The following is a 23,940-nucleotide window of genomic DNA, read 5'->3' as shown; positions in this document are numbered from 1 at the left end:
TCGTGCTCTGCAAATGGGGCGGGGAGCCGCTCTACATACGAGGTCAGCCAAAGCTGCCCCAAGGAGCAAGCGGCTTCCCCGGAAATCGACCGGTGGTATAGGCGAATCTGAAGCCGGATCCAATGTACAAGGAGCCAGCTTGCTGGCGATCGTCCCATCCGGGGCGCCTATCGCCAGCAAGCTGGCTCCTACAGCGGGACCGGGGCGAATGCGAACTTCGCGCCCGGAGTTCACCTTCCGCTACGCACACTCCTGGCCGAAATCAGCCGGTCACCCCGCTGCATGCCGAGTTCAGATTGGTCGACCAAGGTGTTGAATCGGTTGGGCAAGGGTGGTCGGGTCGCGGGCGTTTGGAAGGGAGTGGGTAGGTCGGCTTGATCCTTCGCAAGCTGGCGCCGGGCGAGGTCGATACGATGAGGTGCCGCCCTGTGCGAGGCCCCGCTCATGGACACCGACTTCCTGTTCCGCTTCCTGCTCTGCTCGCTGGCGGTGAACTACGCGATCCTGGTGATCTGGTTCCTCGCCCTGGTCTTCTTCCGCGATGGGATACGCGCCCTTCACGGGCGCTGGTTCCGACTCTCGGAGCCGGTCTTCGACGCTCTCCACTACGGCGGCATGGGCCTGTTCAAGATCGGCGTCATCCTGTTCAACCTGACGCCGTTGATCGTGCTGTGGTGGATGGAGGGTGGCTGAGCAGGAGCGGCTCCGGAGGAGGGCCCGCAGCGGAGGCGATGTCAGAGCGGTGCGCCAGGACGGCGCCCTGATCGTGCGACTGGTCGAGCGGCGTCCTATGCTTGCACCCGCTGCGCCGCGGCGTGGCGCAGCGGATCAGCTGGCCAAACGCAGGAAATCCGGGCTGACCACCAGGCGCAGGGCGTCGAGGCGGGGGCGCGCCTGGGGCAGGGCGGCGAGCACCGCCTCGCGTTCGGCTTCGAGGCGGGCGATCTCGTCCTCACGCACCGCCGGGTTGATCCGCGCCAGTGCGGCCAGGCGCTCGACCTCGTGGCCGAGCAGGCTGTCCGCGGTGGCGGCGGCCTGTTCGGCGCGCTCGCCGGCCAGCTTGGTGGCCTCTTCGCCGGCGCGCTTGAGCATCGGCGGCAGCAGGGTGGCGATCGGCTTGCGCAGGCGCTGCAGGTCGACGAGGCGGTCCGCCGCGCGCTCGATCGAGCGGGTGCTGGGATGGAAGCCTTCGCGCAGCTGCAGGCGCGTATCCACGGCCACCACCACCGGTTCGGGCGGCAGGAAGCGTCCGACCTGCAGGGCGCGGTCGGCGATGCACTCGAGCACATAGACCGCCTCCAGCACCACGGTGCGCGCAGGCAGGGCGTCATCGACCAGGAAGGCGGCGTTGCCGGACTCGGCCGAGAGCAGCAGCTCCTGCGCCGACAGCACCATCGGATGGTCAGGGCGCAGATAGAGCAGGTCGTCGCGGGCCAGCGCCTGGGCGCGGTCCAGCGTCGCCTGGCGCGGGCCGTCCTTGAACTCTTCGAAGGCGTCCAGCGTCAGGTACTCGGGATCGAGCAGGACGACGCCCGGAGCAATCGTCTCGTTATGCACGCCGAACTGCTCGAACAGGCGCAGCGGGTAGTCGTCGACGTGGGCCAGGTCATCGTCCAGGCGCAGGGCCTGCAGCAGTCGGCCCTTGGCGGCGCCACGCTGGCTGGCGATCTCCAGCAGGCGATCGCGACCGTTCTGGATCGCCTCGCTCAGCTCGGCGTGGCGCGCGCGGGTGGCGGCCACCAGCTCGGCCAGCGCCGCGTCCTGTTCCTCGTCGTCGGCGTCGAGGCTGGCGAGGTCGATCAGGTCCTGACCGAACTCGTGCAGCAGCTCGCGGCCGTCGGCGCAGACCTGCTCGAAGGCGCCGAGGCCCTCGTCGAACCAGCTCAGGAGCAGCTGCTGCGGGCTGCCCTCGACCACCGCGGCGTGGATCTGCACATGGCCGCGCTGGCCGATGCGGTCGAGGCGGCCGATGCGCTGCTCGAGCATGTCCGGATCGGCCGGCAGGTCCCAGAGCACAAGGTGCTGGGCGAACTGGAAATTGCGGCCCTCGGCGCCGATTTCCGAGGCGATCAGCAGGCGGGCACCGTCGGCCTGGGCAAAGAAGGCCGCGTTGCGATCGCGCTGCAGCAGATTCATGTCTTCGTGGAAGCGCGCGACCTGGAGTCCGGAGCGCAGGCGCAGGGCCTCTTCCAGCGCCTGCACCTTGGACCGCGAGCGGCACAGCAGCAGGCACTTCGCGGGCGCGATGCGTTCAAGCAGCGCGAGCAGCCAGTCAAGCCGCGGATCGCGGGTGTAGTCGTGCTCCGGCTCGGCGTGCCCGGGCACGCCGACGTCGGCGAGGAACTCGGCGAGCAGACGGCCGAGCAGGGCGCGGTCCTCGCCCGCCGGCAGGGTGGCGAGATGCTTGATGCGCTTGGGGAAGCCGCCGACCGCGGCGCGGCGGTTGCGGATCATCGAGCGACCGACGCCGTGGCGATCGACCAGCTCGTCGACCAGGCGCGAAACGGCCAGGGCGCGGCGCTCCTCGCTGGCGGCATCGATGTCGTCGAGGTGGCGGGCCAGGGACTCGGGGTCGCTGCTGAACAGCGGTGCCAGCGCCTCGCGCTGGGCGGTGTCGGGCGCCGCGCCATCGAGCAGGGACTCGACCGCGGCGGAGACCGAGATCAGCTGGTCGCTCTCGGCGAGGAAGGTTTCGAGCGAGGCATAGCGCGCCGGGTCGAGCAGGCGCAGGCGGGCGAAGTGCCCGCTGCGGCCGAGCTGCTCCGGCGTGGCGCTGAGCAGGATCACGGCTGGTACCTTCTCGGCCAGCGCCTCCACCAGCCGGTAGGCCGGGCTGGCCTCCTCGGGTGACCACTCCAGATGGTGCGCCTCGTCGACCACCAGCACGTCCCATCCGGCTTCCAGCAGCTGCTCGCGGCGCTCGTCGTCGGCGGCCAGCCAGCCGATGGCGGCGATCACGCCCTGCTCGTCCTCGAACGGGTTGCTGGCGTCGCCGCCCAGCTCCATCGACTCGCAGCGCTCCTCGTCGAAGATCGCGAAGCGCAGGTTGAAGCGGCGCAGCAGCTCGACGAACCATTGGTGGACAAGGGCCTCGGGCACCAGGATCAGGGTCCGGGAGGCACGGCCGCTGGCCAGCAGCTGGGCCACGATCAGGCAGGCCTCGATGGTCTTGCCAAGGCCTACCTCGTCAGCCAGCAGCAGGCGTGGCGGACGACGCGCGGCGGCGATCTCGGCCACCCGCAGCTGGTGCGGGATCAGATCGATGCGCGCGCCGAGGATGCCCCAGCCCGCATGCGCCTGGGCCTGGGCGCGCCGCCGCAGGGACTCGAGGCGGAATTCATAGGCACGGTTGCGGTCGACGCGCCCACCGAGCAGTCGGCTGTCGGCCTTGGAGACCGGCTGCTCGGCGTCGAGCTGGCCTTCTTCGTACCAGTCGCTGCCGCCGCGGTAGCGGAGCAGCCCGGCGGCCTCGGCGACCTCCTCGACGTCCAGTTCGCGGCCGTCGATGCGGATCCGCTCGCCGGCGCGGAAGTTGGCGCGGGCCAGCGGTGCACTGGTCATCGCGTACTGGCGCACCACGCCGGTACCGGTGAAGACGATCTGCACGCTGCGCGCGACCACGCGCATGACCGTGCCGAGGCCCAGTTCGGGTTCGGCCGTGGAGAACCAGCGCTGGCCGGGGACGAAGGGACTCACTGCGCCGCATCCTCCGTGGCCGCCCACAGCTGGACCCGCGACGGCGCCTGCAGCATGGGCTGGCCGGGCTTGCAGCCAAAGGCTTCCGCGAACCCCGGCAGATGGGGCAGGGGCCCGATAGCGCGGTAGCGCGCAGGCGCCTGCGCCGCGTGCAGCAGTTCGGCGCGGCGGGCATCCTCGCTGGCGTTCTCGCGCCACAGGCTGGCCCAGGTGACGAAGAAGCGCTGGGCCGGAGTCAGGGCGTGCTGCGCGGGAACGGAGAGGTCCGCCTGGGCGCGACGGAAGGCGGCCCAGGCGAGCTCCAGGCCGGCGAGGTCGGCGACGTTCTCGGGCAGCAGGCGCGCGCCATCCAGCGGACGCTCGCCGAGGCCCGGATAGGCGGAGTACTGGGCGACCAGCGGCTGGGTGGCGCTGATCCAGGCCGCGCGCTCGGCCTCCTCCCACCAGGCGACAGGGGCGCCCTTGGCGTTGAAGCTGGCTCCGCCAAGGTCGAAGCCGTGGGCCAGCTCATGGGCGAGCAGGGCGCCGATGCCGCCGTAGCGCACCGCGGGTTCGGCAGCAGGGTCGAACAGCGGCGCCTGCCAGAGCCCGGGGCTGGCCAGCAGGCGGTTCTGCTCGCGCAGGTAACCGAGCTGCGGGCGCAGCGCGTCGGTCTGGCCGCCGGGAAGGAAGCCGCCGCCATGCCGCGGCTGCCAGCGGTTGATGGCCAGCACATTGCCGACCAGGGTGCCGGCGTCGAGGGTCAGCGAAGCGAGATCCGGGCGCTGACCGGGAATGCGCAGGTCCAGTTCCAGCGCCTTCAGCTTGGCCAGCGCGGTCTCGCGGGTTTCCTCGCTCCAGCGCGTCTGTGCCGGGATGGCCAGGGCCAGGCTTTCGCGCAGTTCGCCGAACAGGGTGCGGGCGGCCTCCTGACGGGCGGCGTCGAAGTAGGTGTCGATGTAGCGCTGGGCGAAGGCATCGCCGAGCCAGAGCTCGACGATCTCCAGCGCGCGGTCCTCGGCGGTGGCCGGGGGCTCGCTGCCGTGCAGGCCGCGGCGGACGAAGCGCTCGTACGGCTCGCGGAACGGGGCATCCAGGTAGGGGGCGAGCAGGTGGGCGAGGCGGAAACGCAGCCAGGCGCGCCACTGCACCGGGTGCAGCTCCTTGACCAGGCGTTCCACTGCCAGCAGCTGGTCGGCCCCGGCAAGTTCGATGCTGCGGTAGCCATCCAGCCCCTTGGCCCGGATCAGCTTGCGGAGGTCGAGCAGCGGGAAGCGCCGTTCGAGGTCGCGAAGGGACAGGGTCTCCGGCGCCGGCGCGGTCGCCGCCGCAGCCACCCGCGACTCGAGGTCGATGACCCAGGCCGAGTCGGAAGCCGGATCGGTGCTGCCCACCAGGGGCAGCAGGGATTCGATGTAGGCGCGGTAGCGGCCCAGCCACTCGCGGGTGGGGGCGTCCTGGCGGGTGTAGAACGCCGGGTCGGGCAGGCCGAGCGGCTGCGCCGTGATGCGCAGCACGTCCTTCTTGCTGCCGGCCGAGAAGCGCACCAGCACGGGGATGCCGCGTTCCTGGTAGGCGCGCAGCAGCTCGGGGACCTGGTCGCGATGCTCGAAACCCTGCAGTGCGGGCAGCAGGGCGGCCAGCGTGGTGTCGCGCGCAGCGCGCAGCAGGTTCTCGTCCAGCGTCGAGCGCGCAAGCAGGGCGATCGGCGTGTCGAGCGGGTCGGTCGGCTCGCGCATGATCGCCTGCAGAAGCGCGATCCGCTGCCCGCGGACCGCCGACTTCAGCTCACTGAACCGATTGATCCTCGAGGCATCGGCCGGGACGGGGGTGTTCTTCAGCCAGCCGCCGTTGGCGAACTGGTAGAGATCCGTGCAGGCCGCGACTTCGGTGGCGAAGTCGCGGGGGTCGAGCTTCTCGAGTGCGTCGGTCTGGCTGCTTGCCAGCGTCGCGGCGAGCAGCAGGGTAAGGCGAATGGCGGCCATGGGCCCTTGGTCTTGCGGCGAAGCCCGCGATTGTAGCCCCTGCGCCACGCTTCCTGCCTCGGGATTTTCGCCAGCGCCGCGCAAACGCCGCCCGGCCTTGCCATCGGCCGCGCCCGTCCGGGCTTCGATATTTAAGCCCGAACGGGTGGAGCATTGCGGCAGGCCGGAAGGCAGGCCCGACGCCAGTCGCGCGCCTTACTCCTCGCCCTTGCCTGCCGCGACCTTGGCGAAATCGCCGGCCATGAAGCGGGAGAACTTCAGCGGGCCGAAGTGCCTGCGAGCTGCGTCGTTCACCGCCTCGACGTCGAGCGACTGCAGGGCGCTGTCGAAGGCGGCCTCGAAGGCCATGTTCCGGTCGAGGTAGCGCTGCCCGCGCAGCATGCCGACCAGTGCGTTGTCCTCGCCCCGGCTGGTGCGCCGGGCTTTCAGCAGGCCATCCACCGCATCGCGGAACTCGGCCTCGGTGATGCCCTTCTCCAGCAGCAGGGCCAGCTCCTCGTCGAAGGCCGCGTCGACCTTGTCGATGTTCTCCGGCGCGGCGATGGCATAGGCGGCCAGCGTCGCCCGCTCGTCGAGGGCGCCGGCGCTGAACTGCGAACCGACGCCGTAGCTCAGGCCATCACGCTGGCGGATCCGATCGGCCAGGCGCGACTTCAGCGAGCCACCACCGAGCACATAGTTGGCGACGACCAGGGCGGGATAGTCCGCATGGATGTCGGAGATCGGCAGGTCGGCGCGGACGATCCACATGGCGTTGGCCTTGTCCGGCGCCTCCAGCTTCTCGCGGGCCGCCTCGACCTCGCGATACGGGTTGGCGATGCGGACGAAGGGCCGGCCGCGGGTGAAGTCGGCGAACAGCTGCTCCAGGCGGGCGCCGGTCTCGGCCGCGTCGAAGTCGCCGACCAGGGCGATCTCGCCGTCGCCGCTGCCGTAGAACTCGGCATGGAACCGGCGCAGCTCGTCCAGCTTGACCTCACGCAGTGCGGCGATCTGCTCGGCAAAGGTCTCGGCGTAGAACGGGTGACCCTTCGGCCAGGGACTGAAGTGGCGACCCAGCGCATTGGCGGCGATCGCCTGGGGCTCGGTCATCTGGCTTTCCACCCCGGTGATCAGCTGGGTCCGCAGCTGCTCGAATTCCGCCTCCGGGAAGGCCGGCTCACGAAGCAGCTCGGCGACCAGGTCGAGCACCTCGGGCAGGTGCTGGCGCAGCGTGTTGCCGCTGACGCTCACCGACTGCGCGGAGCCCGAGAAGCCGACGCTGGCCTTCAGCTCGTCCAGCCGGCGGGAAATGTCCTCGCGCGAACGCTTCGCACTGCCGCGGGTGAGCATCGAGCCGACCATCGAGCCGGCCAGCGCACGGCCGGTGACGTCCGCCTCGCTGCCGAAGCGGAAGATCATGCTGAACACCACGGTGTCACCGCGGGTTTCCTTGCTGAGCAGGGACAGCTCGGTGCCGTTCGACAGCTCGGCCAGCTGGGTGCGCGCATCGATGTTGGCGGGGGTCGCCTCGAAGGCCTCGCCGGCGGCCACGGCGGCCCGCCCGGTGTAGCCCTCGAGCAGCTCGGAGGCGGGCTTGGCTTCGCTGATCTCGGTGCGGTCGGGCTCGGCGGTCGGGATGAAGCGCCCCAGCGTGCGGTTGCTGCGCTTGAGGTAGTAGGCCGCCACGCGGTTGACGTCGTCGAGCGTCACCGCCTCGATCCGGTCGCGGGCGAGGAAGAACAGCCGCCAGTCGCCCTGGGCGATGGATTCCGACAGGCTCATCGCCAGCCGGTTGGCGTCATTGATGGTCTGCTCGACGCCCTTCTCGAAACGGCGCTTGGCGTCGTCCAGTTCGGCCTGGGTGATCGGCGTCGCGGCGATGTCCTCGAGCAAGGCGAGCATGCCCGACTCCAGCGCGTCGAAGTCGCCGTCCTTGGGTGCCTCGGCGAGGAACATCAGGTAGCCCGGCTCGGCCAGCGCAAGGTCGAAGGCGCCGACGAAGGTGGCGAGCTTTCCTTCGACCAGGGTCTTGTGCAAGCGGCCGGTCGGGGTATCGCCGAGGATGTCGATCAGCAGCGAGAGCGGGGCGAAGTCCTCGTGGCGACCGGAGGGGCCGTGGTAGCCGACGCCGAGGTAGCGGGTCTCGCCGACGCGGCGCACGTTGACCTCGCGCTCCCCATCCTGGGTCGGCTCGCGGGTGTAGGTGGCGGGAACCGGCGTGGCCGGCTTCCCGATCGCCCCGAAGGCCTTGGCGATCTCGGCAAGCGTGCGCTGTGGATCGATGCGCCCGGCCACCAGCAGGGTGGCGTTGTCCGGACGGTAGTAGCGGCGGTAGAAGTCCTGCAGCCGCTCGATGGGCATGTTCTCGATGTCGGCCCGTGCGCCGATGGTCGAGTTGCCGTAGTTGTGCCAGAGATGGCCGACCGAGGAGATACGGCTGATCAGCATGCCGACCGGGTTGTTCTCGCCGGCCTCCATCTCGTTGCGGACCACGGTCATCTCGGAGTCGAGGTCCTCGCGGCGCACCAGGGAGTTGACCATGCGGTCGGCCTCCAGGCGCAGCAGCCAGTCGAGGATCTCCTCGTCCGCGGCGAAGCTGGAGAAGTAGTTGGTGCGATCCAGCCAGGTGGTGGCGTTGAAGCGGATGCCGCGCTTCTTCATCTCGCCGGGGATGTCCTTGTGCGTCGGCGTGTCCTTGAACAGCAGGTGCTCAAGCAGGTGCGCCATGCCGGTCTCGCCGTAGTTCTCGTGCCGGGAGCCGACCTCGTAGGTGATGTTGACGGTCACCGTGGGCTTGCTCGGGTCCGGGAACAGCAGCACGCGCAGCCCGTTCTCCATCCGGTACTCGGTGATGCCCTCGACCGAGGTGACCTGCTTCATGCCCTCGGGCGGCGCGAGGGCCAGGGCGGGCGCCGCGACCAGCAGGCCAAGCAGAAGGGCAGCGAGGAAACGGGGTGTTCTCATCGGAATCTCCGGAACCGGACCAGATTCGGCGCCGCCTCGGCGCCAACGGGTCGGGAGTGTAACCGGAGCATGTCGACAGACGATCAGCCGTGGTCGTGCAGGCGACCAAACGCGGACATCCATAGGGTGCGGCTGGCCGCACCGGTCGTAGCGTCCGAACGCCCGTTTCGCTGCGGCCAGCCGCACCCTATGGAGCTTCGCCGACGCCCGACGAAGCCCGACTGCAGGAGCGCCCCCGGGCGCGACCGCGGAACTACGGATCCACCACAGACCGCGGTCAGAGCGGAACTCCGCGGTCGCGCCCAAGGGCACTCCCACAGTCGGATCTCGTTGAGTTGCGAGAGTGCGGTCGAAGCGGGGGAACCTGGACGCGACAGAAGGGCACGAAGCAGCCTTTCATAGGGTGCGGCTGGCCGCACCGGTCGTAGCGTCCGAACGCCCGTATCGGTGCGGCCAGCCGCACCCTATGGAGCTTCGCTGACGCCCGACGAAGCCCGACTGCAGGAGCGCCCCCGGGCGCGACCGCGGAACTACGGATCCATCACAGACCGCGGTCAGAGCGGAACTCCGCGGTCGCGCCCAAGGGCACTCCCACAGAACATCGGCCCAATTGATGCACCGGGGTGAATGTGAATTTCGCGCCCATTTTCGCCGACCGCCCGAGTCCCGGGCGGTCGGTGCACCGGGCCTCAGCGCTTCGGGATGAAGCGCGGGTCGGACAGGGCCATCTCGGTGACCTCGCCGTACTTCGCCGCGACTTCGCGGATCTGCGCTGCGTCGCCGATCAGGACGATGGCGAGGTGGTCGCGGGTCGGGAACACCTCGCGGGCGGCGTTGACCTGTGCGACATCCAGCGCCGCAAGCCGCGCGGCCAGGCCCTCGACCTCATCGCGGCCGAGCCCGTAGAGATCCAGCTCGGTCAGGCGGCCGGCGAGCTGGGCGTGGGTTTCCAGGCGCGGTGGAAACTGTCCCAGCATGTAGCGTCGGCCCGACTCCAGCATGGGCTGATCGATGCCCTGCGCATGCAGGCGGTCGATCACCTCGAGGGTCAGGTCCAGCGCCTGCGCGGTGGCGTCGGTGCGGGTGAACGAGGCGATCGAGGCGGCGCCGGGGCGGGCCAGACGATCGATCCGCGCGCGGGCGCCATAGGTCAGGCCGCTCTCCACGCGAAGCGCGGTGTTCAGCATGGAGGTGAAGCGGCCGCCGAACACGGTCTGCACCAGATCCTGGGCGGTGCGCTCGGGTGCATCGACGGCGGCGCCGACGTTGCCCAGCCAGAAATAGGTCTGGGTGGCACCGGGCTTGTCGACCAGCAGCACGCGGCGGCCCTCGACCCGGGGCGCGGCCTCGACGGCCGGGCGCTCGTCCTGGGCCTTGTCCCAGCCGGCAAGGGCTTTCTCCAGGCTTGCGCGCAGGCTCGCCGGCTCGAAATCACCCACCACGGCGATGGTCGCGCGATCGGCGCCGAGGTGGGCGGTGCGGAAGGCCTTGAGGTCGGCGAGGCTCACCGCGGCAAGGCTGGTCTCGTCGCCGCCGCTGGGTCGCGAATAGGGGTGTCCGGCGAACAGCCAGGCATTGCCATAGCTGCCGATCAGCTGGTCAGGGCCGCTGTCCTTGGCCGCCTTGATCGACTGGATGGCGCGGGTGCGCACCTTGTCGAACTCGGCTTCCTCGAGCTTCGGCCGCAGCAGCAGGTCGGAGACCAGCTCGACCATCAGCGGCGCGTCCTTGGCCAGGAACTCGGCGCCGATGACCAGCGACTCGCGGTTTGCCGAGACGCTCAGCCGGCCGCCGACGGCGTCGACCGCTTCGGCGAAGGCCGCAGCGTCGCGATCACCCGCGCCCTTCTGAAGCAGCTGGGCGAGGAGTTCTGCGGTGCCCTCCTTGCCCTGGCCGTCGGCCAGGCTGCCGCCGCGGATCTGCATGCTAAGGGCGACCATGGGGACATCGTCGCGCGGCATGGTGATCAGGGTGGCGCCATTGTCGAGCGTGCTTCGCTCGAAGGCCGGAAGCTTGATCCCGTCGCTGGCCGCGACAGGAAGGGCGAGGGCCAGGCCCATCAGGCAGTGGATCATTCGCATGGCAGGCTCCTGGCTCAGTCTTCGGCGGTGGGGACGAGGGTGCCCACCGTGCGGTTCTCGCGGCGCAGCACCCTGGCCGCGACGCGCTGGATGTCGGCGCTGGTCACCGCGGCGAAGCGCTCGGGCGCCTCGAACAGCTTGCGGTAGTCGCCGTGGAAGACCTGGTAGCTGCCCAGCGCCTGGGCCTTGCCGGAGATCGTCGCCTGGCTGCGCCAGAAGCTGGCCAGGGCCTGGTTGCGCGCCTTCTCCAGCTCGCTCTCGGCAATGCCCTCCTTGACCAACTTGTCGAGTTCGGCGTCGACCAGTGCTTCGAGCTTGCCCAGGTCACCGCCCGGCGTGCCGACCGCGTAGACCAGGAACAGCGAGGGATCGAAGCCGGGGCGGAACGAGGTGCCGGCCTGGACCGCGGCCTGGGCCTGCTCCACCAGGGCCTGGTTGAGTCGCGAGGAGCGTCCCTGACCGAGGATCGCAGCCAGCAGTTCCAGCGCCGTGCTGTCGGGATCGGCGGCGCGCGTGGCGTGGTAGCCCATGGCCAGGATCGGTACCTGGGCGGCCTTGTTCACCACCACCCGGCGTTCGCCCTGCTGCTCGGGCTCGACCGTGGTGACCGGGCGCGGCGCCGGCTGGGCGGGGATCTTGCCAATGTACTGTTCGGCCAGCTCGAACACCCGCCTGGGCTCGACCGCGCCGACCACCAGCATCACTGCGTTGTTCGGCGCGTAGTAGGTGCGGTAGAAATCGCGCAGCTGGTCGATGGTCCAGTTCTCGATGTCCGAAGGCCAGCCGATGACCGGGAACTGATAGGGATGGGCGACGAAGGCGGTCGCCATCAGCTGCTCGAACAGCGCGCCGAAGTTGTCGTTGTCGACCCGCGTGCGGCGCTCGGAGTAGACCACCCCGCGCTCGCTCTCGACCACCTTGGGGTCGAAGTCGAGGTTGGCCATGCGGTCGCCCTCGAGGTCGAAGATCGTCTCCAGCGAGGTCACCGGGAACCAGTCCTGGTACACGGTGAGGTCGTTGCTGGTGTACGCGTTGTTGCTGCCGCCTGCCGCCTCCATCTCGCGGTCGAAGGACCCCGGCGCGCGGCGCTGGGTGCCGTTGAACATCATGTGTTCGAAGTAGTGGGCGATGCCGGTGATGCCCGGGTACTCGTTGCGTCCGCCGACCTTGTAGAAGGTGTACAGCGCGACGTTTGGGATGTCATGGTCGGGCCAGACGATGACCTGCAGGCCGTTGTCGAGGGTGCGGCTCTCGATGCCGCGATCATCGGCGGCCGGTGCGGCGACAGCCGGCAGCGCGGCGCAGAGCAGGGCGCCGGCAAGCAGGCGGCGCAGGGATTGGACGAGGGGCATGGCGGGTCCCGCTGGTGGGCAAGCCCTGCCTTATAGACAGCAGGTACCGGCACGGCAAGTGCGCAAGGTCCTGCAGGCCCCGTGATACCTTTCAATCACGGCCCGCTGGAGATCCGCGATGGCGAGGAAGGCACTGATCCGGGTCCGCTTCCACGGGGCGGTCGGCGAGGTCACCGGCTCGCGGCACCTGGTCGAGGCGCTGGGGCATCGTGTGCTGCTCGACTGCGGGCTGATCCAGGGTGGTCGCGACGAGCGCGGCCGCAATGCAGCCGGTTTCGGCTTCGACCCGTCAGGCCTCGACGCCGTGGTCGCCAGTCACGCCCATATCGACCACATCGGCCGACTGCCCCTGCTGGTCAGGCGCGGCTACGCCGGGCCGATCTATGCCACCCGCGCCACTGCCGACCTTGCCCGCATCATGCTTGAGGACTCGGCGCGCCTGGCTGCCGCCGACGCCGAGCGCGACAATCGCGGCCGACAGCGTCGCGGCGAGGCCCTGGTCGAGCCGCTCTACCTGCTGCGCGACGTCCACGACACGCTGCGCCTGTTCAAGCCGATGGACTATGGCGAGCGCCGCGAGATCCTGCCCGGCATCACCCTGTGCTTCGAGGACGCCGGGCATATCCTTGGCGCGGCCATCGTCGAGCTGGTGGTGGAGCAGTCCGGCCAGCGCCGCACCCTGGTCTTCTCGGGCGATCTGGGCCCCGACCACGCACCGATCATGCGCGACCCGACGCCCATGCGGCAGGCCGACCTGGTGCTGATGGAAAGCACCTACGGCGACCGCAACCACCGCTCGCGCCGGGAGACCATCGACGAGCTGGGACGGGTGCTCGAGAAGGCCCACGAGGACGGCGGCAACGTGCTGATTCCCGCCTTCGCGGTCGGCCGCTCCCAGGAGCTGCTCTACTGGCTGGCGCGCTACTGGAAGGAGTGGGGGCTGGAGCGCTGGCAGATCATCCTCGACTCGCCGATGGCCGCGCGGGTGACCGAGCTGTACCAGCGGCATACCCCGCTGTTCGATGCGCAAACCCGGGCCATGTTCGAGAAGGGGCCGCATCCGTTCCGCCTACCCAACCTGCGCACCGTGGTCGACGTGCAGGACAGCATGGCGGTCAATCGCCGCGCCTCCGGGCAGATCATCATCGCCGGCTCGGGCATGTGCAACGGCGGTCGCATCCGCCACCACCTGCGCCACAATCTGTGGCGGGAGAACTGCGACATCATCTTCGTCGGCTACCAGGCCCGCGGCACCCTTGGCAGGCAGCTGGTCGACGGCGCCGACTTCGTCAATATATTCGGCGAGAAGATCCGGGTACGCGCCCGTCGCCACACCATCGGCGGGCTCTCCGCGCATGCCGACCAGGGCCAGCTGGCGGCCTGGTACGGGCATTTCAACGGGCATCCCCCGGTGGCGCTGGTCCACGGCGAGGACGAGGCGCGCGAGGCGCTGGCCGGCGTGCTGCAGAAGCAGTTCAGGGCCCGGGTCACACTGGCCCGGGCGCGCGGCAGCATCGAGGTCTGAGCGATGCCCCGGGCGGCCCACTGCCTGCTGCTCGATATCGGCGGCCAGTCGCTGCGTGCCGTGCTGGTCGATGAGCGGGGCGTTTTCGTTGCGATGGAACGGCGTGAGGTGGGCGTGGCGCATCCGCAGCCCGGCTGGGTCGAGCACGACGCCGAGGCCTTGCTGCGAGCCCTGCGTGACGCGATCGATGTGCTCGGCCACCTGTATGGCGAGACCGTCGCCGCGGTGCAGGCTGCCGGCATCAGCTGCCAGCGGGCCAGCATCGTCTGTTGGGATCAGGCTAGCGGTGAGGCGCTGTCTCCCGTGATCTCGTGGCAGGACGTACGCGGCGTGGCGCTGCTCGACGCGGCGGGCCTGGATGACGCAGAGGTGGCCCGGTGCACGGGCATGCGGCCCAGCGCATTCCTCGGCGCCAGCAAGCTGGCCTGGTGCGCCGCGCGGTTGCCCGCCGTGCAGCAGGCCCAGCGCGAGGGGCGGCTCGGCTGGGGCCCGCTGGGCAGCTTCCTGCTGTTCCGCCTGCTGCGTGAGGCGCCGTACGTCTGTCCGGCCAGTCTTGCCCAGCGCAGCCTGCTTTTCGAGCCGGCGGCGCACCGATGGAGCGATGCGCTGTGCGCCGCCTTCGGCATCGATCCCGCCAGCCTGCCCAGGCCCAGCACCGATCTGGCCGGGTTCGGAACGCTGCCGGTCGGCCATCTCGATGTCCCTGTCCGCCTGTGCGCCGGCGACCAGAACCTGCTGCCCGCGGCGCTGTCGCTTGCGCCGGGCGAGGCGGTGGCCAACCTCGGTACCGGGGCCTTCCTGCTCGCCGGGGCCGATGCCGACGAGGCCGACCTCCAGCACAGCGTGCTGCCCGGCCGCGCCGCGCCTTCCGCCCAGGTCCTCGAGGGCACCGTTAATGGCGCCGCCAGCGCGCTGGGCTGGTGGTCCAGCCAGGGTCGGCGCATCGAGTCCCCGACCCCGCCGTCACAGGCTGACACCCCGCACTTCCTTGATTCGGTGGGCGGGCTGGGTTCACCGCTGTGGCGAAGCGGCATCGCACCAAGGTTCTCCCGCCCGCCGCGCTCCGCGCAGGAAGGGCAGGCGGCCATCACCGATGGCCTCGTCCACCTGCTGCAGCTCAATCTCGAGCGCATGCGCTCGGCGGGACTGGCCAGCGGCCCGATCATGGCCGGTGGTGGACTCGCAGCCGACGACGGCTTGGTCCAGCGCCTTGCCGATCTAGCCGGCGTCGAGCTGCTGCGGCCGCTGCAGACCGAACTCAGCCTGGCAGGGGCCGCCGTCCTGCTCGGCTGCGAAGGCCCCGAACGACGCCGCATGCAGCGAATCAGGCCAGGGCCTGGCGCGGGTCTGGCCTCGGAGCGGTGGCGTGCCTGGCAGGCCTGGATGAACGAGATGCTGGATCCGCGCGCGGCCTGAGGGCGGTCCGTCGCGGGGCGATCGGCTACCCTATGCGCCGTTTTGCCGCTGTCCTGCGCCCATGCTGTCCGATACCCACGAGCACCCCACGCGCGTCGCCACCCGCGATGCCGCCAACAAGCCGTACTCCATCGAGATCGTCCAGAGCGTGCGCCACTGGACCGACTCGTACTTCAGCTTCACCACCACCCGCGACGATGGCCTGCGTTTCGACAATGGCCAGTTCGTGATGATGGGGCTGATGGTCGACGGCAAGCCGCTGCTGCGTGCCTATTCGATTGCCAGCGCCAACTGGGAGGAGCAGCTGGAGTTCTTCAGCATCAAGGTGCCGAATGGCCCACTGACCTCGCGCCTGCAGCACATCCGCGAGGGCGACGAGGTGCTGGTGAGCCGCAAGCCGACCGGCACCCTGCTGATCTCCGATCTGTGGCCCGGGCGCACCCTGTACCTGCTCGGCACCGGTACCGGCCTTGCTCCCTTCCTGTCGGTGATCAAGGACCCCGAAACCTACGAGCGCTTCGAGCACGTGGTGGTGACCCATGGCGTGCGCGGCGTCGGTGACCTCGCCTACCGCGAGTACATCGAGAACGAGCTGCCGCGCCATGAGTACCTCGGAGAGACCATCGCCGCCAAGCTCCGCTACTACCCGGCAGTCAGCCGCGAGGTCTTTGCCACCCGGGGAAGGCTGACCGAGCTGATGGACTCCGGGCGGATGGCCGCCGACCTGGGCCTGCCGGCGCTGGACGCCGAGCACGACCGGGCGATGATCTGCGGCAGCCCGCAGATGCTGGCCGACTTCCGCCGCATCCTCGACGCCCGCGGCTTCAGCGCCGCGCCGCGGATCGGCACGCCGGGTCAGTACGTCTTTGAACGGGCGTTCGTCGAGAAGTAGGCCGCAGGCGCCCGCCGGGCAGTCCGCGGGCGTTCCGTCCCGTCGGGAGCTCGCCGGAGCGCGTAGTGCGACCGCCACGGCTGACACCCCGCGTCGGCTTCGGCAAACTCGCGCGTTCCGCCCGCCAGGAACCGTTCCCATGCGCCTGCAGCTGTCCGCCGCCACCCTCCTGTTCACGCTTGTGGGCGCCGCCAGCGCCTCGCCGCGGATGGAGATCGCCGAGCGCCTGCGCGACCAGGCGATGGCGGGCAGCGAGGGCTATGCCATCGTCGAGTCGCTGACCACCGAGATCGGCCCGCGCCTCGCCGGCACCGAGGACGAGGCGAGGGCGGTGGCCTGGGCCGAGGCCAAGCTGCGCGAGCTGGGCTACGACAAGGTCTGGAAGGAGCCGGTAACCATCCCGCTCTGGCTGCGACGCCACGAGCGCGCCCGCGTGCTCGGCCCCTTTGCCCAGCCCTTGCTGATCACTGCGCTGGGGCACAGCGTCGGCACGGAGGGCCCGCTTCGCGGCGAGGTGGTGGAACTGCCTGATCTGTCCGCCCTGCGCGCCATCGACGATGATCGCCTGCGCGGCAAGATCGTCTTCATCAACCTGCGAATGGAGCGCCACCGCGACGGCGCCGGCTATGGGAAGGCCGCGGACGGTCGCTCGGAAGGCCCGCGCGAGGCCGCCGCCCGCGGCGCCAGGGCATTCCTGCTGCGCTCGGTCGGCACCGACAGCCACCGCTTCCCGCACACCGGCAACACCCGGCGCGCTGTCTACGGCCGCGACATTCCGGCCGCCGCCCTGTCCAACCCCGATGCCGACCAGCTCTCGCGGCTGCTCAAGCGCGGTCCGGTCGAGATCGAGGTCGACATCGACGCCGGCTTTGCCGGTGAGGTGGTCACCCACAACGTGATCGGCGAGGTCACCGGCAGCGAGCCCGACTCGGGCATCGTCCTGATCGGCGCCCACCTCGACTCCTGGGACCTCGGCACCGGCGCGGTGGACGACGGCGCCGGGATCGGCATCACCTTTGCCGCCGGCGCTGCCATCGCTGCACTGGAAGAGACGCCGCGGCGCAGCGTGCGGGTGGTCGCCTTCGCGGCCGAGGAGGTCGGCCTGCTCGGCGCCAAGGGCTATGCCGAAACCAATGCCGCGATCCTCGATCGCCACGTGTTCGCCATGGAAAGCGATTTTGGTGCAGGCCGCATCCACGGCTTCCGCGCCGGCATCCATGCGGAGAAATGGCCCGAACTGGAGCGGCTCGCCGGCGTGCTCGCCCCGCTCGGCATCGAGGTCGACCGTTCCCCCGGCGGCCCCGGCCCGGACATCCTGCCGCTCTGGGAAGGCGGCGTGCCCTGGGGCGCCCTGCGTCAGGACGGCACCGATTACTTCGACTACCACCACACCGCCGACGACACCCTCGACAAGATCGACCCCAAGGCCCTCGACCAGCAGGTCGCGGCCTATGCGGCCCTGACCTGGGCGATCGCCGACAGCGACATCGACCTGCGCCCGGTTCCGCCGCGCGCATCCAGCACCCCCGCCAAGCCGGTCGCCACCGAACCCGTCCCGCCCGCCGGCAGCTAAACGCGCGGAGGGGTGTTCGGGCGCGAAGCAGACGCACCGCAAGACCCGAATGCAGGAGCCAGCTTGCTGGCGATAGGCGCCCCGGACGGGACGATCGCCAGCAAGCTGGCTCCTACGCGAAACGCAGCTGCCAGGTCCGGTTTGCGCCGCAAAGCAAACCTTGCAGCAGTCAAATTGTGGGAGCGCCCTTGGGCGCGACCGCGGCGCTACGGATTCACCTCAGACCGAGGCCAGAGCGCGTCTCGGCGGTGGCGCCCGAGGGCGCTCCCACAGTCGGGCCTCGTTGGGCGTCAGCGAAGCCCCTTAGGGTGTGCCTTGGCGCACCTATACGGGCGTTCGGACGCTACGCCCGGTACGGCCAGCCGCACCCTATGAATGTCTGTTTCGCGCCCGAAACGGCCACTGCGCCCGCCGATACCAGGGGACGACGCAGCGGGCGATGGGGCCCCGGGCGGACTGCTGCGGGTATCGGGAATCCCCCGAGGGGCATACACTGCTGATTCAGCACGGTCGCGCCAAGGGGATTTTCATCGCGCGTTCCGGGCATCTGAACGACCAGGGGGTCGGAATGTTTCCTGTTCGCGCTGCGCTGGTCGCGGTCGTCCTCGTTTTCGCCGGCGTCGCGGCGCCGGTCCACGCCCAGGGCACGAGTTTCGAGCATCGGGTCTATCTTGATCTCGACAGCAATGCAGGCACCGGCTGCACCGTTGTCACGCCCGCTGGCACGGTCTCTGGCGTCGAGGTGCGGCTCACTGCCACGGTGAGCGGACAGCCGCCGCAGGTCTCTGCCGTCACCCGCGAAAGCTGCACGGGGGCGGTGTTTGGGGCACCGGTTGCGCAGCCCGCTGGCTACCCGGTCGGCCTGAACCTGGGCGTGGGCGGCAGTGACGTGGTCGAGTTCTCGACCGCGCTCGCCGGGCTCGGCAGTGGCGGTCCGGCACGGCTGATCTTCGCCTCCGGCAGCGCCACTGGAGCCGACCTGGTGGCCGCGGGAGGCTTCGGGCTTCCTGCGGCGCAGACCGCTCCGCAGGTCATCCCGGTCGGCGGCTTGCTGGCCGTGCTCCTGCTGGCTGCCGGCGTGTTCTGGCTGGCTCGCCGGCATCCGGCCCTGGGTTCGTCGATGGCGGTGATGCTGCTGCTCGGCGCGGGCGTCGCCTGGGCGGCCGGCTTCATCACCGATGGGCAGGTCGGCGACTGGGCCGGCGTCGCGCCCCTCGCCACCGATCCCGCCGGTGACACCACAAGTGGCGAATCGCCGATCGATGTAGTCGCCGTGTTCGCCGCCACCGAGGCCGGGCGCCTGTTCGTCCGGGTCGACGTGAACGATGCCCAGCCGCCCACGAACCTGCCGCCCACGGTCGACGATGCCGCTTTCAGCATCGCCGAGAACAGCGCCAACGGAACCACGGTGGGCAGCGTCATCGCCAGCGATCCCGACGCGGGCCAGGCCCTGTCCTATGCGATCACCGCGGGCAATGTGTCAGGCGCCTTCGGCATCGATGCCGCAGGCGCGATCAGCGTCGCCAATTCGGCAGCGCTGGATTTCGAGACGACCCCGTCGTTCAGCCTGACCGTCAGCGTTACCGACAATGGCTCGCCACAGCTGTCCGACACCGCGACGGTCACCATCAGCCTGAGTGACGCCAATGATCCGCCGACGGCTTCGGATGTGTCCTTCTCGCTGCCGGAGAACAGCGCCGATGCCACCGTCGTCGGCAGCGTAGTCGCCAGCGATCCCGACGCGAGCGCGCCCGACAACACCCTGGGTTTCGCCATCAGCGCCGGAAACACCGGAGGCGCCTTCGCCATCGATGCCGGCACCGGGCAGATAAGCGTTGCCAACACCACGCAGCTCGACTTCGAAACATCCCCCGCGTTCTCGCTGACCGTCACCGTCACGGATGGCGGAGCGCTCAGTACCACGGCCACCGTGTCCATCGGGCTGACCGATGTCAACGAGCGGCCGGTGTTCGCCGATGCCTCGCGGAACGTCGTCGAGAACAGCCCGGCCGGAACCGCGATCGGCGCAGCCCTCGCGGCCACCGACCCGGATGCCTCGGCGCCGAACAACGCACTGACCTATGCGATCAGCGCCGGCAACACCGGCAACGCTTTCCAGATCGACGCCGGCGGGCAGCTTCGGGTGCAGACCCCGGCCGCCGTTACCCTCGGCAACTCGCCGTTCACGCTGACCGTCGTGGCCACCGATGGCGGCGGGCTGGACGACAGCGCCGCGGTGACGGTCACCGTCACCGACATCAATGACGCGCCCAGCTTCGCTGCCGGACCCGACCAGACAGTGCTTGAGGACGCCGGCGCCCAGAGCGTTGCGTCCTGGGCCGGCGCAATCGATGACGGTGACCCTGCGGTGGTGCAGGCGTTGACCTTCAACGTGACCGGAAACACCAATCCCGGCCTGTTCGCCGCCGGGCCTGCGGTAAGCGCGACGGGCCAGCTCAGCTACACACCGGCCGCGAACGCGAATGGCAGCGCCCTGATCACCATCGAACTGCAGGACGATGGCGGCACGGCGATGGGCGGCGTCGACACCAGCGCGCCGCAAAGCTTCACCATCAGCGTGACCCCGGTCAACGACGCGCCGTCATTCGTCGCCGGCGCCGACCAGGCCGTGCTCGAGAATGCGGGTGCCCAGACGGTCGATCCCTGGGCCAGCGCGATCAGCGCGGGGCCTGCCGATGAGTCCGGGCAGACCTTGGCCTTCTCGGTCACCGGCAACACCAACCCCGCCCTGTTCAGTGCCGGGCCGGCGGTTTCTCCCTCAGGTGTGCTCAGCTTCACGCCGGCGCCCGGCGCCAGCGGCGCGGCGACCATCAGCCTGGTCCTCGGCGACAACGGCGGCACTTCCAATGGCGGCGTCGATACCAGCGCCTCGCAGGATTTCACGATCAGCGTGACCGCGGTGAACTCGGCACCGGTGTTCACCGTCGGCGCCGACCAGACCGTCAATGAGGACGCCGGCGCACAAACGGTGAGCGGCTGGGCTACCGGGATCGACGACGGCGACCCCGGCGTCACCCAGACCTTGACCTTCAACATTACCGGCAACACCAATCCCGGCCTGTTTGCCGTGGCCCCGGCCGTGTCGCCGACAGGGGAGCTGACCTATACGCCGGCAGCGGATGCGAGCGGGACGGCCAGCATTACCCTGACCCTGTCGGACGACGGCGGTACCGCCAATGGAGGCGTCGACACCAGCGCGGCACAGGGTTTCAACATCACCGTCAATGCGGTGAACGACCCGCCCACCGCCACCACCAAGTCGCACACCACGCACTCGGCGATCGAGCTGGAGATCGTCGCTGCCAGCCATACGGGCGAGTTGCTCGAGGGGGCCGCAGACGTGGATGACGCGGCGGGCGACCTGACCGCCGTGCTGGTCGCAGGCAGCGAGCTGCCCGCCGGTGCGGTGGTGACCATCACCGACGCCAGCACCGGCAGCTTCCGCTACGACCCACCGGGTGGCTACAGCGGCGCAGGCAGCTTCCAGTTCCGCATCTGCGACGACGGCGCGCCCGTTGCGCCGCAGCAGTGCAGCGCGGCGACCACCGTGAGCCTGACCATCACCGGCCCGGAGCTCTGGTTCGTCGACGACAGCGCGGCAGCCGGCGGCGATGGCGGCCTCAATGATCCGCTCAACTCGCTGGCCGACCTTCCGGCCGGGCGCGGGACCGGAGATCGCATCTATGTGTTGAGCGGCAATTACGCCAGCGGCATCTCGCTCAACCAGGATGAGCACCTGATCGGTCAGGGCCACAGCGGCAGCTCCTCGAGCCTGCTGGGCGTCGTGGCGGTGGCCAACGGAACGCTCGATGCCACACCCGCCGCCGGCGCCGCGCCCTCGATCGGCGGTACCGTGACCCTTGGGGGGAACAACGCCGTGCTGCGCGGCGTGGCGATCAATTCCGGTGCCAGCACCGGGCTTGCGGCCGGCGCGGTCAGCGGGGTCTCGGTCAGCGAATCCAGCGTCAATGCCGCCAGCGCCACGGCGGTGAATCTCAATGGCACCAGCGGCACGCTGGATCTGGCCTCGACCAGCTCCGGCGGCGGCAGCAGCGGCATCGTGCTCAACAACCTGACCGGCAGCTTCGGCTTCGGCATGGGCGCGCTCTCCGGCCACAGCGGGGTGAGCTTCCTCGGCACGGGATCGCTCGGCACCACCAGCTATTCGGGCAACCTCACCAGGACCGCCGCCGGCAACCTGGTCGAGATCAGCGGCGCTGCCACGGGCGATGTGACGCTGTCCGGGAACCTCAGCTGCAGCGGCAGCTGCGCAGGCATCGACGTGCTCAATCGGAGCGGGGGAACGATCACCTTCTCAGGCGTCAGCAAGGTGCTCAACACCGGGGCCAACACCGCGGTCAACCTCACCGGCAACGCCGGCGCCAGCGTCGGCTTCAGCGGCGGCGGGCTGGACATCGACACCAGCTCCGGCATCGGCCTGAATGCCAGTGGCGGCGGCACGCTGACCGTGACCGGCGGCGGCAACAGCGTGGCCAGCACCGCTGCGACCGCGATCAGCATCGTGAACACGACGCTTGGGGCGGGCGGGGCCGTGTTCGAGAGCGTGTCGTCCAGCAATGCCACGAATGGCATCGTGCTGAATACGGCGGGCAGCGGAGGGTTCACGGTCACGGGGACCCCCGGCATCGATGGCAGCGGAGGCACGATCTCCAACATCAATCAGCGCGGCGTTTCGGTGATCGCCACCGATCTCGTCAGTCTCAGCAACCTGTCCCTTTCCAACGCCAATCAGGTGGACGGGGGCGGATCTGGGACCTGCGACAATCTCGGCAACAACGGCGGCTGCAACGCGGCTATCCACCTCGACGACGTTGCAGGCGCAACCCTCCACAACGTGGACATTTCGGGCACGGTGGCCCAGTACGCCATCAATGGCCGCGACGTGGTCAATTTCGTTCTTCGTAGCAGCATCACCACCAACTGCGGCAATGGGGTGAACGAGGCCTGCCTGCGCCTGGTGAACAGCACAGGCACATCGGAGATCTCGAACACCGACATGGCTTTCGCATCGGATCGAATCGCCCAGATCGAGAACACGTCGGGATCGCTGTCGCTGACGGTCAGCAACAGCACCTTCCGCGATACCCAGTCCTCCGGGAATGGCGCGGACGGACTGGAGATCCTCGCCCGCGGCACCAGCAGCCTGACCGTGGATGTGGTCAACAGCCAGTTCCTGCGCAACCGGACCCATGGATTGCAGGTGCAGGTCGCGGACAACGCCTCGGTCGGCATCGACGTCACGGGGAGCCGGTTCGACCGCGGGACCGGCAGCGGCCTGGGCATCGACCTCGACGCATCGGGAAGCGGGAGCCTCACCTACAACGTGATCGGCAACCCGCTGATCAGCGCCAGCGGCGGCCATGCGTTCAATTCCTTCGCCACCGGGAATGCCGTGGTTCGGGGCCGGGTCAACAACAATCCCGACATCCAGGTGGGCGGATCGGGCACCTCCGGCACCGGCATCCGGCTCAACGCCAACGAATCGGCGGACATGATCGTCGAGGTCAGCGGCAATACCGTGTCGAACATCGGATTCGACATCGGCATCGACGTCCAGGCGCGCGATCTCTTGGGCGCCGCCTGCGGCACGCTCTGCAGTGCCGGGCGCCTCGATGCGGTGATCGATAACAACAGCGTGACGCTCGTCGATGCCTTCGGTCTCTACGACATCCGAACCCAGGCTGAGAGTTCCAACACGACCTGCGCCCAGGTCATCAACAACACAACCAGTGGCGCCGGAACCGTGGCCTATCGCGCGCGTACCAGCGCGGCCGACTCGACCCTGCTGCTGCAGGGCTTCAGCGTCGATGCGACGACGACCTGGAATGGCAATGGCAATACGCCGGCGGGCTCGGTCAGCTCCTCGCACAACGGCACCCTGGCCGGCGCAACCTGCCGTACCGTCTCGCACCCCTTGCCCTGAGCCGTCACCGAGGAGCACCCCGTGTCCGAACCCTTCCTCGCCGAGATCCGCATGGTCGGATTCAACTTCGCCCCCGCTGGCTGGGCGTTCTGTGATGGGCAGATCCTGCCGATCAACCAGAACCAGTCGCTCTACTCCCTGCTGGGCACGAACTACGGAGGGGACGGGGAGACCTCGTTCGCGCTGCCGGATCTGCGAGGGCGGACGCCGGTGCACGAGGCCTCGAACCATCCGCTGGGCCAGAAGGGCGGGGAGGAATCGCACACGCTGAGCGCCGGGGAGATGCCGCAGCATGCGCATGTGCCGCGGGCGGCGACGGGCACCCTGGCCAATCCTTCTCCGATCCCCTCCAACAAGCTCCTGGCCGACAGCGCGCCGAACGAGATCTACCGTTCGCCGGACTCGCTCGTTCCGACGCGCAGCGACACCGTGGCCTCGGTGGGGGCAGGGCAGGCGCACAACAACATGCAGCCCTACCTGGCCGTCAACTTCTGCATTGCCCTGCGGGGCCTCTTTCCCTCGCACAACTGAGG

At 69.6% G+C, this 23,940-nt stretch carries 12 protein-coding genes; 7 read left to right on the top strand and 5 right to left on the bottom strand.

All coding sequences use genetic code 11. From position 1 onward, the window contains the following. The first annotated feature begins 444 nt into the window (after positions 1-444). Complete coding sequence (locus M0G41_RS15030; RefSeq protein WP_248210693.1) at positions 445-693, top strand: DUF6868 family protein; 249 nt, start codon at positions 445-447, stop codon at positions 691-693. 135 nt (positions 694-828) lie between these two features. On the opposite strand, the gene rapA is transcribed toward M0G41_RS15030, so the two are convergent. The 5 genes from rapA to M0G41_RS15005 form a co-directional block, all read right to left on the bottom strand. Next, positions 829-3,696: an RNA polymerase-associated protein RapA gene (gene rapA / locus M0G41_RS15025; protein WP_248210691.1), complete on the bottom strand. Its 2,868-nt coding sequence runs from the start codon at positions 3,694-3,696 to the stop codon at positions 829-831. Then, a complete protein-coding gene (locus M0G41_RS15020) occupies positions 3,693-5,660 on the bottom strand; it encodes a M13-type metalloendopeptidase (protein ID WP_248210690.1) in 1,968 nt (655 codons plus the stop codon). Before M0G41_RS15020 ends, rapA begins: the two co-directional genes overlap by 4 nt. 195 nt (positions 5,661-5,855) lie before the next feature. Further along, complete coding sequence (locus tag M0G41_RS15015) at positions 5,856-8,603, bottom strand: M16 family metallopeptidase (RefSeq protein ID WP_248210688.1); 2,748 nt, start codon at positions 8,601-8,603, stop codon at positions 5,856-5,858. A 689-nt stretch (positions 8,604-9,292) separates the two neighbouring features. Next, the gene (locus M0G41_RS15010; protein WP_248210687.1) at positions 9,293-10,684 is read right to left on the bottom strand and encodes a M16 family metallopeptidase; all 1,392 of its coding nucleotides are present in this window, start codon (positions 10,682-10,684) and stop codon (positions 9,293-9,295) included. A gap of 14 nt (positions 10,685-10,698) precedes the next feature. After that, entirely contained in the window at positions 10,699-12,036 is a 1,338-nt protein-coding gene (locus tag M0G41_RS15005) for a M16 family metallopeptidase (RefSeq protein WP_248210686.1), read from the bottom strand. Positions 12,037-12,154: 118 nt separating this feature from the next. On the opposite strand from M0G41_RS15005, the gene M0G41_RS15000 reads away from it, so the two are divergent. The 6 genes from M0G41_RS15000 to M0G41_RS14975 all read left to right on the top strand — a co-directional run bounded on the left by M0G41_RS15000 (position 12,155) and on the right by M0G41_RS14975 (position 23,938). Beyond that, positions 12,155-13,561: an MBL fold metallo-hydrolase RNA specificity domain-containing protein gene (locus M0G41_RS15000; protein ID WP_248210685.1), complete on the top strand. Its 1,407-nt coding sequence runs from the start codon at positions 12,155-12,157 to the stop codon at positions 13,559-13,561. Positions 13,562-13,564: 3 nt separating this feature from the next. Then, entirely contained in the window at positions 13,565-14,977 is a 1,413-nt protein-coding gene (locus tag M0G41_RS14995; protein WP_248210684.1) for an FGGY family carbohydrate kinase, read from the top strand. 61 nt (positions 14,978-15,038) lie between these two features. Further along, complete coding sequence (locus M0G41_RS14990) at positions 15,039-15,869, top strand: ferredoxin--NADP reductase (RefSeq protein WP_248210683.1); 831 nt, start codon at positions 15,039-15,041, stop codon at positions 15,867-15,869. Between the two features lie 139 nt (positions 15,870-16,008). Beyond that, positions 16,009-17,442, top strand: a complete 1,434-nt coding sequence (locus M0G41_RS14985; protein WP_248210682.1) for a M28 family peptidase — start codon at positions 16,009-16,011, stop codon at positions 17,440-17,442. A gap of 568 nt (positions 17,443-18,010) precedes the next feature. After that, on the top strand, positions 18,011-23,407 hold the full coding sequence (locus tag M0G41_RS14980; RefSeq protein WP_248210681.1) for a beta strand repeat-containing protein: 5,397 nt from the start codon (positions 18,011-18,013) through the stop codon (positions 23,405-23,407). A gap of 21 nt (positions 23,408-23,428) precedes the next feature. Beyond that, positions 23,429-23,938 carry a phage tail protein gene (locus M0G41_RS14975; protein ID WP_248210680.1) on the top strand — a complete coding sequence of 170 codons (510 nt, stop codon included), beginning with the start codon at positions 23,429-23,431 and terminating at the stop codon, positions 23,936-23,938. Positions 23,939-23,940 lie beyond the last annotated feature (2 nt).

Source organism: Pseudomarimonas salicorniae, assembly GCF_023156535.1.
GTDB classification, from domain to species: Bacteria; Pseudomonadota; Gammaproteobacteria; order Xanthomonadales; family Xanthomonadaceae; genus Pseudomarimonas; species Pseudomarimonas salicorniae.
This window is presented reverse-complemented; position numbering and strand designations above follow the sequence as displayed.

What these genes read in the sequence shown, in the direction of transcription:
- M0G41_RS15030 (WP_248210693.1), top strand. Translation starts at nt 445, where the DNA reads ATGGACACCGACTTCCTGTTCCGCTTCCTGCTCTGCTCGCTGGCGGTG.
- M0G41_RS15020 (WP_248210690.1), bottom strand. Translation starts at nt 5,660, where the DNA reads ATGGCCGCCATTCGCCTTACCCTGCTGCTCGCCGCGACGCTGGCAAGC.
- M0G41_RS15015 (WP_248210688.1), bottom strand. Translation starts at nt 8,603, where the DNA reads ATGAGAACACCCCGTTTCCTCGCTGCCCTTCTGCTTGGCCTGCTGGTC.
- M0G41_RS15010 (WP_248210687.1), bottom strand. Translation starts at nt 10,684, where the DNA reads ATGCGAATGATCCACTGCCTGATGGGCCTGGCCCTCGCCCTTCCTGTC.
- M0G41_RS15005 (WP_248210686.1), bottom strand. Translation starts at nt 12,036, where the DNA reads ATGCCCCTCGTCCAATCCCTGCGCCGCCTGCTTGCCGGCGCCCTGCTC.
- M0G41_RS15000 (WP_248210685.1), top strand. Translation starts at nt 12,155, where the DNA reads ATGGCGAGGAAGGCACTGATCCGGGTCCGCTTCCACGGGGCGGTCGGC.
- M0G41_RS14995 (WP_248210684.1), top strand. Translation starts at nt 13,565, where the DNA reads ATGCCCCGGGCGGCCCACTGCCTGCTGCTCGATATCGGCGGCCAGTCG.
- M0G41_RS14990 (WP_248210683.1), top strand. Translation starts at nt 15,039, where the DNA reads ATGCTGTCCGATACCCACGAGCACCCCACGCGCGTCGCCACCCGCGAT.
- M0G41_RS14985 (WP_248210682.1), top strand. Translation starts at nt 16,009, where the DNA reads ATGCGCCTGCAGCTGTCCGCCGCCACCCTCCTGTTCACGCTTGTGGGC.
- M0G41_RS14980 (WP_248210681.1), top strand. Translation starts at nt 18,011, where the DNA reads ATGTTTCCTGTTCGCGCTGCGCTGGTCGCGGTCGTCCTCGTTTTCGCC.